The sequence below is a fragment of the Chitinophaga sp. 01L420 genome (assembly GCF_056399985.1).
Map to the genome: position 1 here is coordinate 21,054 of NZ_JBFTSK010000022.1, position 16,539 is coordinate 37,592.

Consider the following 16,539-nt stretch of genomic DNA (forward strand, 5'->3'; position numbering starts at 1 on the left):
CCCAGGGCTATTTCAGAAATCCGGTGAATGTTCCAATAGAGCTGGCAGGGAATTTTGGTGAGCTGCGTCCTAACCATTTCCACTCGGGAATGGAYATTAAAACCCAGCAAAAGGAGAATCTGCCGGTACATGCTGCCGCAGATGGTTATGTAAGCCGTATTGGCGTTTCACATACGGGATTCGGGAATGTATTATACATCACTCACCCCAATGGATATACGACCGTATACGCGCATCTAAATGCCTTTTTCCCGGCGCTGCAACAATATGTAAAGAAACAACAATACCAGGTGGAAAGCTGGGCAAGCGATCTGGCTATTCCTGCCGGATTGTTCCCGGTAAAGAAAGGCGACTTTGTAGCCTGGAGTGGTAATACCGGAGGTTCTGCCGGCCCGCACCTGCACTTTGAAATCAGGAATACCCAGTCGGAAAAACCATTGAATCCGCTACTCTTTGGATTCGATATTGCAGATACCCACGCGCCGGACGTATATCGCATCGCTGTCTACGACCGGGAGAAAAGTGTTTATGAACAGCAGCCTATTATGTTGCCGGTGAAAAAAGTAGGAGGCGAATATGTGACCACCCAGCCGGTCATTAAAATTAATGCAGCGAAAGCAGGATTAGGGGTGAGTGCGGTAGATCGCATGAATACAGGTAACATCTACGGCATATACGAAGTTACTTTATTGCAAAACGGTGAGCCGGATATCGACTTTCAGCTGGATAACATCGGCTATGAAGAAACCCGCTACCTCAATGCGCATATAGATTATAAAGTGAAGAAGGGTGGTGGTCCGTATTATCAGCTGCTCTTCTCTTTACCCGGCAATAAACTGGATATCTACCACGATCTGAAAGGAGATGGTACTATTCACCTGGAGGATGGTGCTGTGCACGAAGTAAAGCTGCTGGTAAAAGATGCTTACGGGAATACGTCTACTGTGAAGCTCCATCTGCAGCAGGGAGGACCTGAAGCCGCAGATAAAAGCTGTGCCAACCTCATGTATCCTGATTCACGCAATATCTTCGAAAATAACCAGGTAGAATTTTACCTGGATGAAGATGCTTTGTACGACAAGATCTGCTTTAACTATGCAGAAACACCATCTGTCAGTACCAAAGCATATTCTAATGTATATCATCTGCACAACCCACTGGTGCCGGTACACGATTTCTTCAATGTACGTTTGCGTGCTTCCCGTACGGTTCCCGAAAACCTGCAACCTAAAGTAGTGATGGTGAGAGAAGGAATGGGCAGCAATGCTTCTGCTACTACACTGGAAAACGGCTGGTATAAAGGAACGTTCCGTGACTTTGGCAACTTTCACCTGGAAGTGGATACCATTGCGCCGAAGGTAACGCCATTGGGCGTGAAGCCAGGGGCGAGTCTGGCTAGAGCCGCGAAAATAATTTTTGCCATGAACGATGCCAGTGGTATTAAAAGTTACCGGGCAGAACTGGATGGCAAATGGTTATTGTTTTCCCGTAGGAGTAACGTGCTTACCTATACGTTTGATGAACATTGCCAGCCGGGCACACATATCCTGGTGATGAAGGTAACAGATATTGCCGGCAACGAAGGAACATACAGACTATCTTTTAAGCGTTAGGAACATAATTTTAAACAGCTAAAACCTTATATATGGGAAACTTAAATGAAGGCGATAAAGCCCCGGTTTTTAAAGGACATGATCAGCACGGCAAAACCGTATCCCTGACAGACTTTAAAGGAAAGCGGGTGGTTCTGTATTTTTATCCGAAAGACAATACCCCGGGATGTACAGCTCAGGCCTGCAACCTGCGTGATAATTACGATGCGCTGTTGAAAAAAGGATATGTAGTAGTAGGCGTAAGCACAGATAGTGAGCAAAGCCACCAGAAGTTTATAGAAAAGTTTGATCTGCCTTTTACTTTACTGGCGGATGAAGACAAGAAGATCGTAAACCAGTACGGTGTTTGGGGCGAAAAACAAATGATGGGGAAAACGTATGATGGCATTCACCGCACTACCTTTCTCATTGATGAAAAGGGTGTAATTGCTCACATCATTAAAAAGCCGGATACCAAAAATCATACAGAAGAGATTCTGGAACTCTGGAAATAGTCAGCGAAAAAAAGAACATAAAAAAAGAGCGAAGATCACTGATCTTCGCTCTTTTTTTATGTTCAGTTATAACTGTTATCTCTTCTGGCGCTGTTTCTTGAACAGGTTACCGGTTTTAAACTTATTACCTTCAGGGCTACCTACACGATCCATGGCGCAACGGAAACCTACGGTGTTAGTGGCCATATCTTCCTGCATGTAACGGCGGGTACCTGGTGAAAGCCAGTAAGCGCGGTCGTTCCAGCTACCACCCTTGATCACGTGTGATTTATCGTTGATCAGCGTAGTAACGCCGTAACCATATTCGACCTGTGAAAGGGAGTCACCATCCAGGTAGTTGATTACATCACCTTTCTGGTAGTTAAGACGGTTAGCACTTTCTTCGTCTGTTACATCACGCATTTTGAGGTGACCGAGACTATCTTTCTCCAGTTCTTTATTTTCATTCTGGTAAACAGTCTGGAACTTGTTACCACGGAAGTAGTTGAAGTCTTCCCCATCAATTGGGTTCAGTGGTCTGTAAACGTCCAGTACCCATTCTGCTACGTTACCTGACATATTATAGATGCCAAACGTATTAGGGTAGAAGGAGCGGATAGGACCTGGAATGGAAGCACGGTCATTCAAGCCACCGGCCACACCCATGTTATCACCGGAACCACGTTTGAAGTTGGCCAGAAACTGACCCTGCATGGTACCGCGGCGGATATCACGTAATCCGCTGGTGTTGGTACCCCAGGAATATACCTGTTTGTTCATGATCAGCTCTTCCCCGTGTTTGCCTTCTTTTTTGGAAGGGCCAGGGTTTTGACCAATATAACCCAGTGCGGCGTATTCCCATTCTGCTTCTGTTGGGAGGCGGTAGTTTGGTAACATTACGCCATCTTCAAAGGCAGCATTACGGGGAGTTCCGTCTGCGTTTTTAAATTGATTTTTGGCACTTTTAGACAACTTGCCGGGAGTACCTTCGTACAAACCAGCGGTGTATGACTTGGTGTCAAAAGTATTGTCGTCTGACTGGTTACCGACATCTGCTTTAGAAAGCAGGCCTTTATCCATCAGCAACTTTTCGTTTACACGGTTGGAACGCCATTTACAATAGTCGGTTGCCTGTTTCCAGGTAACACCTACTACCGGATAGTCGTTGTAGGCCGGGTGGCGGAAATAATATTCTACCAATGGTTCGTTGTAAGCCAGTTCACTACGCCATACCAGGGTATCGGGCAGTGCATTGCGGTAAACATCCGGGAATGACTCGCCATAAACGCGGTTCAACCAGTAAAGATATTCACGATAATGTACGTTGGCTACTTCAGATTCATCAATGTAGAAAGAGGAAACAGTGATACGACGTGGAATATTATTCCAGTCGCCCATTACATCCTGCTCCGTTGCTCCCATCGCAAAGGTACCACCTTGTACAAACACAAGTCCGGGCCCCGTTTGCTGGGCAACGTTTTTAGCTACGCTGAAACCGCCCATTTTCTGGTCGTTGTAGTTCCAGCCCGTAGCGGAAGAAGATTCCTTCTTCTTACCGAAAAGTCCCCCGCCGTCTTTATGACAGGCACTCATGGATAGCATTACGCTGGTACCTACGAGCAATGATAAAGAGGTTAATCTACGCATGCGATACAGCTTTAGTCTAGTATATTTACAGTAAACGCAAATGTACTCTTTTTTATTTTATGGCGAAAAAAATTAATTTGTAATTTGCTGCCATTCGTCCCTGCTGATAAAGGGTTTTCTACATCAACCGGTCGAAAAACTGCGATTAAGATAATGAAACTCAATTATATTTTTATCGGGATGTTCCTGATTTTTTTGCTGCGGCAACCCGAAATATATGCCCAAAGCAGTATCCGTCAATATAAAAAAAACTCCGCCCTGGCTACCGGGAGCTGGTACAAGCTGTCGATCACCGATCCCGGGGTCTATAAAATAGATGTTGCCTTCCTGAAAAGTATGGGTATCAATACCCAGCAGCTACCGGTTACTGCCATCCGGCTGTTTGGTAATGGTGGACAAATGCTGGGGGAGCCCAACAATACCCCACGGTATGACGATTTGCCGGAAGTAGCCATGTATGCGCAAGATGGAGGAGATGGCATACTGGACGGAAATGACTACCTGCTTTTTTATGCCCCTGGTCCACATAGCTGGTCCTATAATATGGTCTCCCGGACATTTACCCACCAGCGTAATCTTTATTCGGATGCTTCTTTTTATTATATAACCGTGGGGGGAGAAGGATTACGGGTACAGGCAGATAATAACCCGCCGGCAACCGGTGCTCCCGAATATGCTTTCACTTATCGCGCGTTTTATGAACGCGATAGCTTTAACTTCCTGGGCAGCGGCAAACAGTGGTGGGGAACGGAATTCAGTAAGGTGTTGGGGTTATCCCGCAACTATCGTTTTACGCTGCCTGCGTCACCGGCAGGACCGGTTACGGTGAGTATGCGGGCGGCCGCCCGCAGTGGTGGCGGATGTAATTTTAATGCCACTGTGAATAATGCAACAGCGGTCAGCAATTTATACCTGCTGCCGGTAACAGATAATATTTTTGAAGGCGTAGCTACTGCCGCTGCAGCCACCGGCAGCGCTAATGCGTCCCAGGCGCAGCTGGATATAGGAGTGGAGCTCGCTCCCAACAATATTAATGACCGGGGATGGCTGGATTACCTCGAAGTACAGGCTCCCTGTCCGCTGGTAATGCCGGTAGGAGGTATGCTCGATTTTCGTAGTGCCCTTTACGTGGGTAGCGGGCAAAACAGTCGCTTTGCACTCCATAACGCTGATGTGCAAACGAAAATATGGGATGTCACCGATCCGGTAAAGCCGGTCGCCGTCAAGTATCAGCCACAGGGAGATTCCCTGCTGTTTACCGGAAAGAATGAGCGCCTGCATGAATACATTGCTTTCTACGACAAGGCCGCGCTGCTGCCTGTATTTGCAGGCCAGGTGCCTAACCAGGATCTGCATGGGAATGGCGTAGCAGATATGATCATCGTTACCACAACCGCATTAAAAGGGCCTGCAGAAAGACTGGCAGCCATGCACCGTGCACAGGATCAGCTATCGGTGCAGGTAACGACTATTGACCAGGTATATAATGAATTTGCTTCTGGTACACCCGATCCCACTGCCGTCCGGGACTATGTAAAAATGTTTTATGACCGGGGACCAGTACCCCGCTACCTCCTGTTATTTGGAGCCGCCTCGTATGATTACCGGCAGCGTATAAAAAATAATACCAACGATGTTCCCTCCTGGCAAAGTGAAGCCTCTCTGGATGCTATCCGCTCCTACGTATCAGATGATTATTTCGGGATACTAAAGGATGGGGGAGATATTACCCAAACCAGTGTACCCGATCGGTTGGATATAGGCATAGGACGTATTCCGGCGCGTAATGTGAGTGAAGCCGCTTTGGCTGTAGATAAGATAGTGCGGTACCGGCAACCGGCGGCCTTTGGCCCCTGGCGTAACCAGGTAGCTATACTGGCAGACGATGAAGATGATAACCTGCACCTGGAGGACGCCGAAAAAATGGCGACCGTCATCGCAGGCAATGCCCCCATATTAAATACAGAAAAGATTTACCTGGATGCTTATCTGCAGGAAACAAGTTCGGGGGGCGCCACTTATCCCCAGGTGAATACGGCTATTGCCAACCGGATCAACAAGGGTGCGTTGATGCTGAATTATTCGGGTCATGGCAGTAATTCCCGCCTGGCAGCCGAAAATATTATGGATGCTAACAGCATTGCTGCCTGGCATAACGATAATAAATTGCCCCTGTTCATTACCGCTACCTGCGACTTTGCACCTTATGATGATCCGGGAATAACTTCGCTGGGGCATAAAATACTATTGCAGCAATCCGGAGGTGCAATTGCGCTGATGACCACTACCCGGGCCGTTTTTGCGGCTTCCAATCAGCTCATGAATGCCAATTACCTGAAAGTCGCTTTTGCCCCTGCAGCCAATGGAAAGATGCCTGCACTGGGAACTGCCGTTATGCTGGCAAAAAATGTTACTTACAATACCTCTGCGGATGCAGTCAATAATCGTAAATTTCAGCTGCTGGGGGATCCGGCGTTCACGCTGGCATTTCCGGCTTATAAAGTAATCACAGATTCTATAAATGGAGTAGTACCGATGGGCATAGATACACTGAAAGGGTTAGGGACCTATACTATCAGGGGACATATTGCTGATGCACAGGGGAATACTGTAACAGACTATAGCGGTGTCCTCTATACGACTATATATGACCAGCCTACACTGCAGAAAACCCGAGGCAATGATGCCGGGAGCAGTGTGGAAGGGTATAGGGTACAGCGTAATGTTTTGTTTCAGGGAACACAAACAGTAGCAGCAGGCAAGTTTTCCCTTACATTTGTGGCTCCCCGCGACATTCGCGAAGGCACCGGAAAGGGGAAGATCAGCTATTATACCAATAATGATCAGCTGGATGGAAGTGGTTATTTTGATAATTTTACGACCGGTGGAATCATTGCGGGACCTATAGCCGACATAACAGGACCTGCTATAAACGCCTGGCTGGATAACCGCCAGTTCAGAAGCGGAGATATAACCGGCCCGGACCCTATGCTGATCATCGATCTGGCAGACAGTAGTGGTATCAATATGTCAGGGAATAATGATAATCATAGTATTATAGCAATTCTGGATAGTACTGGATATATTGTATTAAATGATTATTTTGAGTCATCTTTGAACAGTTACAAAAAAGGGAATATATTGTACCCTTTGAAAGGTTTGTTAGCAGGAGAACATAGGATAACAATTAAAGCCTGGGATACTTACAACAATGCTGCTACAACTACCATTTATTTTAAAGTAACTGAACAGGAGGCGCTGGCAGTAGAGGAGGTGAGGAACTATCCGAACCCTTTCCACGATGTAACACGTTTTACCTTCCTGCACAATCAGCAGGGAGAAGAACTACAGCTAACATTACAGGTATTTACAGTAGCAGGAAGTCTGGTAAAAACAATGCGTAGTACAATAATTTCCACAGCCGGTCGTTATGATGGCATGCCCTGGGACGGACGTAGTGATTCGGGAGCAAAGTTACCCCCGGGAGTATATGTTTACAGATTAACAATCAGAACCACGAAAAGAACAAAAATAAAGGGCGGTAAGCTGGTGTTATTATAGCCTATGCAAGGAAAATAATTTTTGCCATTATCCCAATTAAACCCCTTTCTGTATTATATTAATAAATAAGATTATTTTTACATCCTTATCAAATACAAAATCTGCATGATCCGAAAGGTAACAATGGGCCTCGTGTTCATTTACGGCACTTTCATAAGTTTTAAATCCTCAGCGCAAATTTCTACGGGGCAAATTGATGGTCGTTCAGTACCTATTAACACCGCTGTACCTTTTTTGCGCATTACACCGGATGCACGCAGTGGAGCCATGGGAGACGTGGGGTTGGGAACTTCTGCAGATGCCTATTCCATATATAGCAATCTTGCCAAGCTGCCATTTGCCGAAAAGAGCGCTGGTCTTGCAGTTACTTATACTCCCTGGTTAAAAGAACTGGTGAACGATGTGTTTCTGGCCAGCCTGAATGGTTATACCAAACTGGATGAGCAACAGGCCATTTCCGGATCCCTGCGTTATTTTTCGCTGGGCACCATTGCTTTCACCGACAGAGATGGTAATCCTATCCAGGATTTTCATGCACGGGAATTTGCATTGGATGCGGGTTATGCCCGTAAGCTGTCAGAACACTTTTCTATTGGGTTAACCGGGCATTTCATTTATTCCAACCTGGCCAACGGACAATCTGTGGATGGGGTTCAGGTGAAAGCCGCTAAGGCATTTGCCGTGGACTTATCCGGGTTCTATACCAAGGATTTTGAGAAATCAGATGGACTGGTGAATAAATTAAACATCGGGATGGCTATTTCCAATATGGGTACCAAAATTTCTTACCTGAGCTCTGCACAGGAAAAAGATTTTATACCCACCAACCTGGGAATTGGTACTGCGTACACCATCGCCCTGGATGAAACCAATCAGTTAACATTTGCCCTGGATATTAATAAATTACTGGTGCCTACGCCGGATTCTGCAGGAAAATATAAAAGCAAAAGCTCACTGGAAGGAATGTTCAGTTCCTTTGGCGATGCGCCGGGAGGATTTAAGGAAGAAATGCAGGAACTGATGTATTCCGTGGGTATGGAATACTGGTATAATCAGCAGTTTGCAGTAAGAGCAGGATATTTCAATGAAAATAAGAATAAGGGCAATCGTAAGTATTTTACCGCCGGTATCGGGGTGAAGTATGACATCTTCGGCCTGAATTTTTCTTACCTCGTACCTTCAGGATCAGGTATTCAACGTAATCCGCTGTCCAATACACTGCGGTTTACCCTGACTTTTGACCTGGGGCCAAGAGATGAGGATTCCCGTACAGGCTGGTAATGAACATTTTGTCTTTTCTTTAACTAAATAATTAACTGGTTAAACGGTTGAATCCCTCCGCCAAACGGGGGGATTTTTATATTTATTGCCTTACCTTGCGGATTGGCAAAATGATTAAATTATTACAAATATGAGTAGGATACGTATTGGACTGGGGGTAGATTTTCATCAGCTGGTAGAAGGCCGTGAATTCTGGCTGGGTGGTGTACTGGTACCTCATCATAAAGGAGCGCTGGGACACAGTGATGCCGATGTGCTGTTACATGCTATCTGTGATGCTATGTTGGGTGCGCTTTCCTTAGGTGATATCGGGGTACATTTTCCTGACACGGATAATGCCTATAAGAACATCGACAGTAAAATATTATTAGCCCGCTGTGCACAACTGATCGGGGAAAAGGGGTACCAGGTGGTAAACGTAGACAGTACCCTTTGTTTGGAGGCGCCTAAAATAAAACCATACGTAGCTGCCATGCAGGCCGTGATTGCAGAAACCCTGCATATCGGTATAGAAGACGTATCTGTGAAGGCTACTACTACTGAAAAACTAGGCTTCGTAGGCCGCGAGGAGGGCGTTACAGCACACGCTGTCGTATTGCTGGAGCATATCACCCAGTAATTCGCAATTCGTAATTATTTTAAAATATCTTTGTTCAATGGCGGATATTATAGTGAAAATCATCAATAAGTCTGGTAATGAATTACCGGCTTATGCAACGGCAGATGCGGCAGGAATGGACCTCCGCGCACATTTGGAAACAGCAGTTACATTACAGTCACTGGAAAGGATGCTGATCCCGACTGGTTTATTCATGGAATTACCAGCAGGACATGAAGCACAAATCCGTCCCCGCAGCGGGCTGGCTATCAAACAGGGATTAACCCTGCTGAATACGCCCGGCACCATAGATGCCGACTACCGTGGGGAGATTAAAATCATTATGATCAACTTATCCAACGAACCGCAAACCATACAACCCGGCGATCGTATTGCCCAAATGATCATCGCCCCTTTTGTACAGGCGGTAATAGAACCGGTAACTGTGCTCACTGAAACAGTAAGAGGCGTAGGTGGTTTTGGACATACCGGTAAATCCTGATAAATGCGGATATACTTCACCGTTATAGGGCTGGCAGGTATTTTATTAATGGGGGCGTGTAGTGGTGCCAGGCAATCTGCATCACGTGGTAACACTTCCGTTAAGAATGCTGCTGTGCTTTCACAGCGGGCAGATAGCCTTTTCTTTGCTGCTCAGCGATCTAAAATGCTGGGCGACTATCGCACGGCTATAACCCAGTATGCTGACTATCTGCGGCTGAATAAAAATAATGCCACCGTTAATTATGAACTGGCCCGTCTCTTCATAGAAGTACAAAATGCCGGCAACGCACTCATTTTTGCCCGCCGTGCGGTAGCGCTGGATCCTGAAAACCATTGGTTCCAGGTAACCCTGGCAGACGCCTATGCAGTGAATGAAAAGTTCGACAGCGCTGCTTTCGTTTTCGAAGGACTCACCAATAAGTATCCTGATAACGAAGACTATCTCTACAACAAGGGCGTATTACTGGCAAAAGCCAATAAAGCGGCATCTGCACTGGCTGCATTTAACCAGCTGGAAAGTAAAGTAGGCGTAGTAGAAGAACTCATCTACCAAAAACAAAAACTGTTGCTCAAAATGAGCATGGTAGATGAAGCTGCAGCGGAAATAAAAAAACTCATTAACCAGGAGCCTCAGGAAATAAGGTACTACTACCTGCTGGCAGAAATATATGATGCCAACGATCGTATCGTAGATGCAGCAGATGTATACCGTACCATCCTCACAAAAGATCAGAACAATCCAAGAGCATTGATTGCATTAGCTTCTTACGCAAAGAAGAATAATGACATGAACACTTATTGGGCAAATCTCACCAAAGCATTTGCCAATCCGGGTTATAGCATCGATGAAAAAGTAGCTTACGTGTATCCTTATCTCCAGATGATGAACACGGATACTACCAAGCTGGAAGAAGGCCTGCATCTTACCTCCCTGATTATTAAAGCACACCCGAAAGACGCCAAAGCATACGCCTTGCGCGGTGATATGTTTTCCCAGGCCGATATGCTCGACAGCGCAGAAGCCAGCTATAAAAAGGCCCTGAGCCTGGATGATACCCGCTTCTCTGTATGGTATCAACTGATGTGGATTTACTCCCGCAAAGAAGATCCCACCGCTTTGCTGACACTCAGCAATAACGTGACCACCAAATTTCCAAAAGAATTTATGGGCTATTACTTTAAAGGGGTAGCCAGTTTTCTTTTACAACAATATTCTAATGCGATTAATTCTTTGAATGCCGCATTGGAAATTGGTAATGGGGAGAAGAAATTCCTGGGAGATATTTATTCTCTGCTGGGTGATTCTTACCATGCTACCGGACAACACCGTCAATCAGACAGCAGCTACGAAAAGGCACTGGTACTCCGCCCTAAAGATGCGCTGATCATGAACAATTACAGCTATTACCTCTCTTTACGGGGGGAAAACCTGGATAGAGCCGCTGAATTGTCAAAACAATCCCTGGATCTGGAACCGGAAAGTCCAACCTACATGGATACTTACGCCTGGATTCTTTTCCGGCAGGAAAAGTTTGGAGAAGCAAAACAGTGGATCGAAAAAGCACTACAATATCCGGACGCGCAGAAAAACCCGAATGTATTGGAGCATTACGGGGATATCCTGTTTAATCTGAAAGAAGTAACAAAAGCAGTAGAATACTGGCAGATGGCGAAAGACAAAGGAGCTTCCTCTGTAGACCTCGCCCGTAAGATCGCTGAAAAAAGATATATTCAATAAGCTTTTAGCTATAAGTTTATCGCTCAATGAAGAGAAAAACCATCGTCACACTTTTAATAGTAACCATAGGCCTGGGTATGGTGGCCTGCCGCCATCCCAAAAAACTGGCCCGTAGTTCCTTCCCGGCTGCTGATACCAGTAAGGTAACAGTGGTAAAAGACAGTTCATCTAACGAGGAACTGGCCCGGTTTACCAACGATATGCTGAAGGGAATACATGCCAATCATATCGATTTTAATACTTTTTCCGGCAAAATGAAGCTSGCATTTGAAACAGATAAAAAAAGCCATAATAACCTGAATGCTACTTTTCGTATTAAAAAAGATAGCATCATCTGGATATCTATTTCGGCTCCGATTGTAGATGAAGTGATAAGGGCAGTGATTACGCCGGATAGCCTTAAAATGTATAATCGTCTGGATAAACAATTATTTCTCCGGAAGATGTCTGATGCAGAGGACCTGCTGAATATACCATTTGATTTCCAGACCCTGCAGGATATGCTCATTGGGAATCCGGTATACCTGACAGACTCTGTATACCAGGTGGTGAAAACACCTTCTATTATTTCCTTCAGTTGTAATCATTCAAAGTTTGTAAGCCTGTTTAATGTGTTTGCAGATGATTATGGATTACAGCAGAGCAAAGTGATGGATAAGGATAGCGCCAGCGCTGTAAAGCGTTCCTGCGAACTTACTTATGGCGATTATACCAAAGTAGCCGGGCGTAAATTCCCTACTACCCGCCGTATATATGTGGAAGAGAAAAATGTAACGAAAGTAGCGCTGGATTTTACGCGCTATGATTTTGATATCCCACTCAGTTTTCCGTTTAGTATGCCATCGAGCTATAAGCGCATGTAAAATGGCAACTGAGTAAATGTCATCTTCATTAAACTAATAAACGTTGTATATTTATTTAATTTGCAGTTACTAAAATCAGTCATGTTGTATTTGAAGAAGATTATCCCGTTGATGTTGATGCTATGGTTAATGCCAGCCATGTTGGTTGCCCAGAATAATGGGCAACAGCAGCAATCGCGGGAGGAACTGGAGCGAAGAAAAAAGGAGCTGCAAAGAGAAATAGATGAGGCAAATGAACAACTGAAGGAAACCAAGAAGTCTACCAAGGAAAGTCTTGGCCAACTTCGTGCACTGCGTGATAAAATTACGCTGCGTTCCCGGCTGATCAACAATATCAATGAAGAAATAAACTTTATCAACGGCGATATCAACTCCGCATACCGGGATGTAAAAACCCTGCAGAAAGACCTGGATACCCTGAAAGCACAATATGCACTCCTGGTGGTATATGCTTACAAGAATCGCTCTTCCTACGATATGCTGAACTTCGTGTTTTCTGCTCAAAGTTTTAATGATGCAGTGAAACGCTTCCAGTATTTAAAACAATACCGCGAATACCGCCGCAGACAGGCAGATAACATTGTGAGCACACAGGATCAGCTAAATCAGAAAATACAGAACCTAGAATCACAACGGGTAAAACGTTCCGACGCACTTAAAACAGAACAGGAACAAAGAACTACCCTGGAAGTAGATAAGAAAGAAAAAGATGAAGTCTTAAATAAACTGAAGGGACGGGAAAAAGAGTTGATAACAGATATCAACCAGCGTAATAAAGATGCCCAGAAAGTACAGGTGGCTATCAGGGCGGTAATCCGTAAAGAAATTGAAGATGCCCGCCGTAAAGCGATAGAGGAGGAAACAGCCCGCCGTAAAGCCGCAGAAGAAAAGCGCAGACGGGATGAAGAGGCACGTAAAGCCGCTGCATTAGCTGCCGCAGAAAAAGCCAGGGCTGCTGCTGCCGCTGCTGCAAACAATAACAATAATACGGCTAATAATACCCCTGCCCCAGCGCCGGAAAAACCGGCTCCAGCTCCGGTTAAAACACCAGAGCCGACCCCGGAACCGGAAAAAACTACCCGTACCGAAAACGTACTGGAAGCAACACCGGAAGCACTGGCATTGTCAGAAAGTTTTGAAGCTAACCGTGGTAAACTCCCATGGCCGGTAGATGCCGGTAACATCATCGAACATTTTGGTATTCACCAACACGCTGTAATGGAACATATCCAGGTACCGTCAGATGGTATTGTGATTGCTACCAACAAAGGCGGCGCCGTGAAATCCATCTTCGACGGTGAAGTGAAATCTGTAGTGGTAATGCCAGGCTCAGGATATGTAATTATTATCCGTCATGGACAATACTTCACTACTTATGTACGTTTGCAAACTACCCGGGTGAAGAAAGGTGATAATGTTAAAACCGGTCAGGTAATAGGTACTGCCAGCACCAACGATATTGAAAACACTGGTGAGGTGGAACTGCAGATATGGAAAGGTATTACCAAACAGAATCCTGAGCAGTGGATCCGGAGAAGATAATTTAACTAGAACTGAAACTATAAGAGATAAAAGCTGAAAGCATTTGATGATGCTTTCAGCTTTGCGCTTACTAACCAAATGCATTTTTTTTGAGAAAGTTGATCCCTCTTTTGATGGCTCTATGGCTATTGCCTGCGCTGTTGTATGCACAGCGGGGTGACAGACAATCGCGCACGGCACTGGAAAACCGTAAGCAGGAACTGTTGAAAGAAATAGAAGAAGCCAATAAAACCCTGCAGCAAACAAAGAAGTCTACCCGCCAGAACCTTAGTCTGCAGCGGGAGTTACAAAATAAGATTGCCTCCCGCAATGCGCAGATCGTAAATATTAACAAAGAAATCAGTTTAATTGAAGGAGACATCAGCAGTACTAACGATAACGTACAAACGCTGGAGAAAGAAGTCGATTCCCTGCGGGCCCGCTACGCGCAACTGGTAGTGTATGCCTACAAAACCCGGGACTCCTATGATGTATTGAGCTTCTTTTTCTCCGCTACCAGCTTTAATGATGCCCTGCGCCGTTATCAATACCTGCAGCAATACCGGGAAAACAGACGTAAACAGGCCGAAAACCTCCTGTCTACCAAAGCTTTACTGGGACAGAAATTGGTGGTTTTACAGGAACAAAAGGCGCAAAAAGCCGGCGCATTACATACAGAACAGCAACAGCGGGTAACCCTTATTGCTGATAAAAAGGAAACGGATCAAACTATTGCCCAACTGAAAGACCAGGAACAGGAACTACAGCAGCATATCAATAAAAGTAAGGCAGAAGCCCGGCAGGTAGACCAGGCCATCCAGGATGCCATCCGGCGCGAAATTGCAGCTGCACAGAGAAGAGCCGCCGCACAGGCACTGGCAAGGAAAAAGGCCGCGGATGCAAAACGTAAACAGCAGCGGGAGCTAGCCGCAGCCCGTCGAAAAGCGGCGTTGGAAGCAGCCAGAAAAGCACATAAAAAACCACCTGCGAAACCAGTAGCAGAGGAGAAGGAAGAAGAAGAAGAGGATGCTCCGGTAGCGAAGACCTCCAGCGAAGATGTGCTGGTAGCTACACCGGAAGCATTATCGCTGTCGCGCGACTTTGAAGCCAACCGTGGCCGTTTACCATGGCCGGTGGAAGCTGGTCGTATTACCGGGCATTTCGGCACCGGAAGAGTGGGTAAAATTGAAGTAGATCATAATGGCATTATCATCGCTACAGCAAGAGGTGCTGCGGTAAAAGCCATTTTTGACGGAGAAGTAATCATGGTATTTATGGTACCAGGCGCAGGGTATATGGTTACCCTACGCCATGGAAAATATTTTACCAATTATGTGAGATTACTGGATGTACGTGTTAGCAAAGGTGCTAATGTAAAACGCGGTCAAACACTGGGTGCTGCCGCCTCCGGGCCTGGTAGTAATACCGGTGAGATAGAATTACAGATATACCGGAATATGGTGAAACAGAATCCTGAAAAATGGATCCGTTCCCGTTAAAGCAATTGTACCTGTTTTAGCAATACTTCTTCGTATAAAGCCTCGTATTGGGGAATGATATTATCTATATGAAAGCGTTGGGCTTGTTCCAATGCACCTTTCCGTACATGTGCCAGCAATGTTTCGTCTGTCAGCAACTTGATGGCGTGAGCTGCCATACCTTCCACATCGCCTACATTACTCATGTAGCCGGTCTGGCCGGGGATGTTGATCTCAGGTAAACCACCTGCATTGGAAGATATCACGGGCACTTGTGCCGCCATGGCTTCCAGTGCCGCCAAACCGAAGCTCTCATATTCTGATGGCAGCAGGAACAGGTCACTGATAGACATCACATCTTCCAGTTGCTCCTGTTTTCCTACAAATCTTACATCTTCGCAAATACCGAGTTCCCGGCAGAGACATTCAATGGAAGGTCTGTCCGGACCATCACCTACCAGCAGTAACTTGGCAGGTAATTCTTTGCGTACCAGGGCAAATATTTTCACTACATCAGGTACCCGCTTCACCTTACGGAAGTTGGATACATGCAGTAATATTTTTTCACCGTTAGGTGCTATCGCCTGCCTGAAATGAGGTAGTTCCCGGCGGCTGAAACGCTGGGTATCCACAAAGTTGTAGATCACCGTGATATCCTTTTCTATAGGGAAGGACTTGTAGGTTTCATCCCGCAGGTTTTCAGATACTGCGGTAATAGCATCTGATTCGTTGATGGAAAAGGTAACTACCGGCTCGTAAGTCTTATCCTTGCCCACCAGGGTAATGTCAGTACCATGCAAAGTGGTGATAAAGGGAACCGTTCTGCCATGTTTTTTCACGATTTGCTTCGCCATATATGCCGTGGAGGCATGTGGAATCGCATAATGTACGTGCAGGAGATCCAGCTTCTGGTTAATGATCACATCCACCATGGTGCTGCTCAGTGCAGACTCATAAGGAGGGAAGTCAAAAAGTGGATATGTGGGAACCTGTACTTCGTGATAATATATATTAGCGTGAAACGCGTTAAGCCTTACAGGCTGTTGATATGTGATAAAGTGGACCATGTGGCCTTTGTCTGCCAGAGCTTTACCCAGCTCGGTGGCCAGTACCCCACTACCACCGTAAGTAGGGTAACATACTATTCCTATGCGCATGAGTTAATTTTTTGCATTCTGCAAAGGTACTAAAAAGCAGAATGGATACAGCATAAAGCAAAACGCTGCCAGGAGTGGCCATGGGAAGCGACCCCGGCTATCGGG

Annotated in this window: 11 protein-coding genes and 1 pseudogene; 10 read left to right on the forward strand and 2 right to left on the reverse strand. The window is 45.8% G+C overall.

From position 1 onward, the window contains the following. Nucleotides 1–89: 89 nt before the first annotated feature. Nucleotides 90–272: pseudogene (locus tag AC1DP6_RS20515) on the forward strand (M23 family metallopeptidase); the annotation flags it as partial. A 1,373-nt stretch (nucleotides 273–1,645) separates the two neighbouring features. Next, the gene (bcp, locus tag AC1DP6_RS20520; RefSeq protein WP_133807411.1) at nucleotides 1,646–2,107 is read left to right on the forward strand and encodes a thioredoxin-dependent thiol peroxidase; all 462 of its coding nucleotides are present in this window, start codon (nucleotides 1,646–1,648) and stop codon (nucleotides 2,105–2,107) included. 75 nt (nucleotides 2,108–2,182) lie between these two features. Here the strand turns inward: bcp and AC1DP6_RS20525 are convergent, their stop codons facing one another. After that, entirely contained in the window at nucleotides 2,183–3,733 is a 1,551-nt protein-coding gene (locus AC1DP6_RS20525; RefSeq protein ID WP_331972568.1) for an SUMF1/EgtB/PvdO family nonheme iron enzyme, read from the reverse strand. Nucleotides 3,734–3,886: 153 nt separating this feature from the next. Between AC1DP6_RS20525 and porU the strand changes: the two genes are divergently transcribed. From porU to AC1DP6_RS20565, 8 genes are all read left to right on the forward strand, one after another. After that, nucleotides 3,887–7,294, forward strand: a complete 3,408-nt coding sequence (gene porU / locus AC1DP6_RS20530; protein ID WP_477056494.1) for a type IX secretion system sortase PorU — start codon at nucleotides 3,887–3,889, stop codon at nucleotides 7,292–7,294. A gap of 105 nt (nucleotides 7,295–7,399) precedes the next feature. After that, the gene (gene porV, locus AC1DP6_RS20535; protein ID WP_477023472.1) at nucleotides 7,400–8,575 is read left to right on the forward strand and encodes a type IX secretion system outer membrane channel protein PorV; all 1,176 of its coding nucleotides are present in this window, start codon (nucleotides 7,400–7,402) and stop codon (nucleotides 8,573–8,575) included. Nucleotides 8,576–8,705: 130 nt separating this feature from the next. Beyond that, complete coding sequence (gene ispF, locus AC1DP6_RS20540) at nucleotides 8,706–9,194, forward strand: 2-C-methyl-D-erythritol 2,4-cyclodiphosphate synthase (RefSeq protein ID WP_441576429.1); 489 nt, start codon at nucleotides 8,706–8,708, stop codon at nucleotides 9,192–9,194. Nucleotides 9,195–9,231: 37 nt separating this feature from the next. Continuing rightward, nucleotides 9,232–9,675 carry a dUTP diphosphatase gene (dut, locus tag AC1DP6_RS20545; protein WP_441576430.1) on the forward strand — a complete coding sequence of 148 codons (444 nt, stop codon included), beginning with the start codon at nucleotides 9,232–9,234 and terminating at the stop codon, nucleotides 9,673–9,675. Between the two features lie 3 nt (nucleotides 9,676–9,678). Beyond that, entirely contained in the window at nucleotides 9,679–11,415 is a 1,737-nt protein-coding gene (locus AC1DP6_RS20550) for a tetratricopeptide repeat protein (protein ID WP_477056495.1), read from the forward strand. A 26-nt stretch (nucleotides 11,416–11,441) separates the two neighbouring features. Beyond that, nucleotides 11,442–12,278, forward strand: a complete 837-nt coding sequence (gene lolB1, locus AC1DP6_RS20555; RefSeq protein ID WP_477056496.1) for a lipoprotein insertase outer membrane protein LolB1 — start codon at nucleotides 11,442–11,444, stop codon at nucleotides 12,276–12,278. A gap of 90 nt (nucleotides 12,279–12,368) precedes the next feature. Then, nucleotides 12,369–13,820, forward strand: coding sequence for a murein hydrolase activator EnvC family protein (locus AC1DP6_RS20560; RefSeq protein ID WP_477056497.1), 1,452 nt, complete (start codon nucleotides 12,369–12,371; stop codon nucleotides 13,818–13,820). Between the two features lie 89 nt (nucleotides 13,821–13,909). Continuing rightward, nucleotides 13,910–15,298: a murein hydrolase activator EnvC family protein gene (locus tag AC1DP6_RS20565; RefSeq protein ID WP_477056498.1), complete on the forward strand. Its 1,389-nt coding sequence runs from the start codon at nucleotides 13,910–13,912 to the stop codon at nucleotides 15,296–15,298. On the opposite strand, the gene bshA is transcribed toward AC1DP6_RS20565, so the two are convergent. Continuing rightward, nucleotides 15,295–16,434, reverse strand: a complete 1,140-nt coding sequence (gene bshA, locus AC1DP6_RS20570; RefSeq protein WP_441576435.1) for an N-acetyl-alpha-D-glucosaminyl L-malate synthase BshA — start codon at nucleotides 16,432–16,434, stop codon at nucleotides 15,295–15,297. The genes AC1DP6_RS20565 and bshA overlap by 4 nt on opposite strands. Between the last annotated feature and the right edge of the window lie 105 nt (nucleotides 16,435–16,539).

What these genes read in the sequence shown, in the direction of transcription:
- bcp (WP_133807411.1), top strand. Translation starts at nt 1,646, where the DNA reads ATGGGAAACTTAAATGAAGGCGATAAAGCCCCGGTTTTTAAAGGACAT.
- AC1DP6_RS20525 (WP_331972568.1), bottom strand. Translation starts at nt 3,733, where the DNA reads ATGCGTAGATTAACCTCTTTATCATTGCTCGTAGGTACCAGCGTAATG.
- porU (WP_477056494.1), top strand. Translation starts at nt 3,887, where the DNA reads ATGAAACTCAATTATATTTTTATCGGGATGTTCCTGATTTTTTTGCTG.
- porV (WP_477023472.1), top strand. Translation starts at nt 7,400, where the DNA reads ATGATCCGAAAGGTAACAATGGGCCTCGTGTTCATTTACGGCACTTTC.
- ispF (WP_441576429.1), top strand. Translation starts at nt 8,706, where the DNA reads ATGAGTAGGATACGTATTGGACTGGGGGTAGATTTTCATCAGCTGGTA.
- dut (WP_441576430.1), top strand. Translation starts at nt 9,232, where the DNA reads ATGGCGGATATTATAGTGAAAATCATCAATAAGTCTGGTAATGAATTA.
- AC1DP6_RS20550 (WP_477056495.1), top strand. Translation starts at nt 9,679, where the DNA reads ATGCGGATATACTTCACCGTTATAGGGCTGGCAGGTATTTTATTAATG.
- bshA (WP_441576435.1), bottom strand. Translation starts at nt 16,434, where the DNA reads ATGCGCATAGGAATAGTATGTTACCCTACTTACGGTGGTAGTGGGGTA.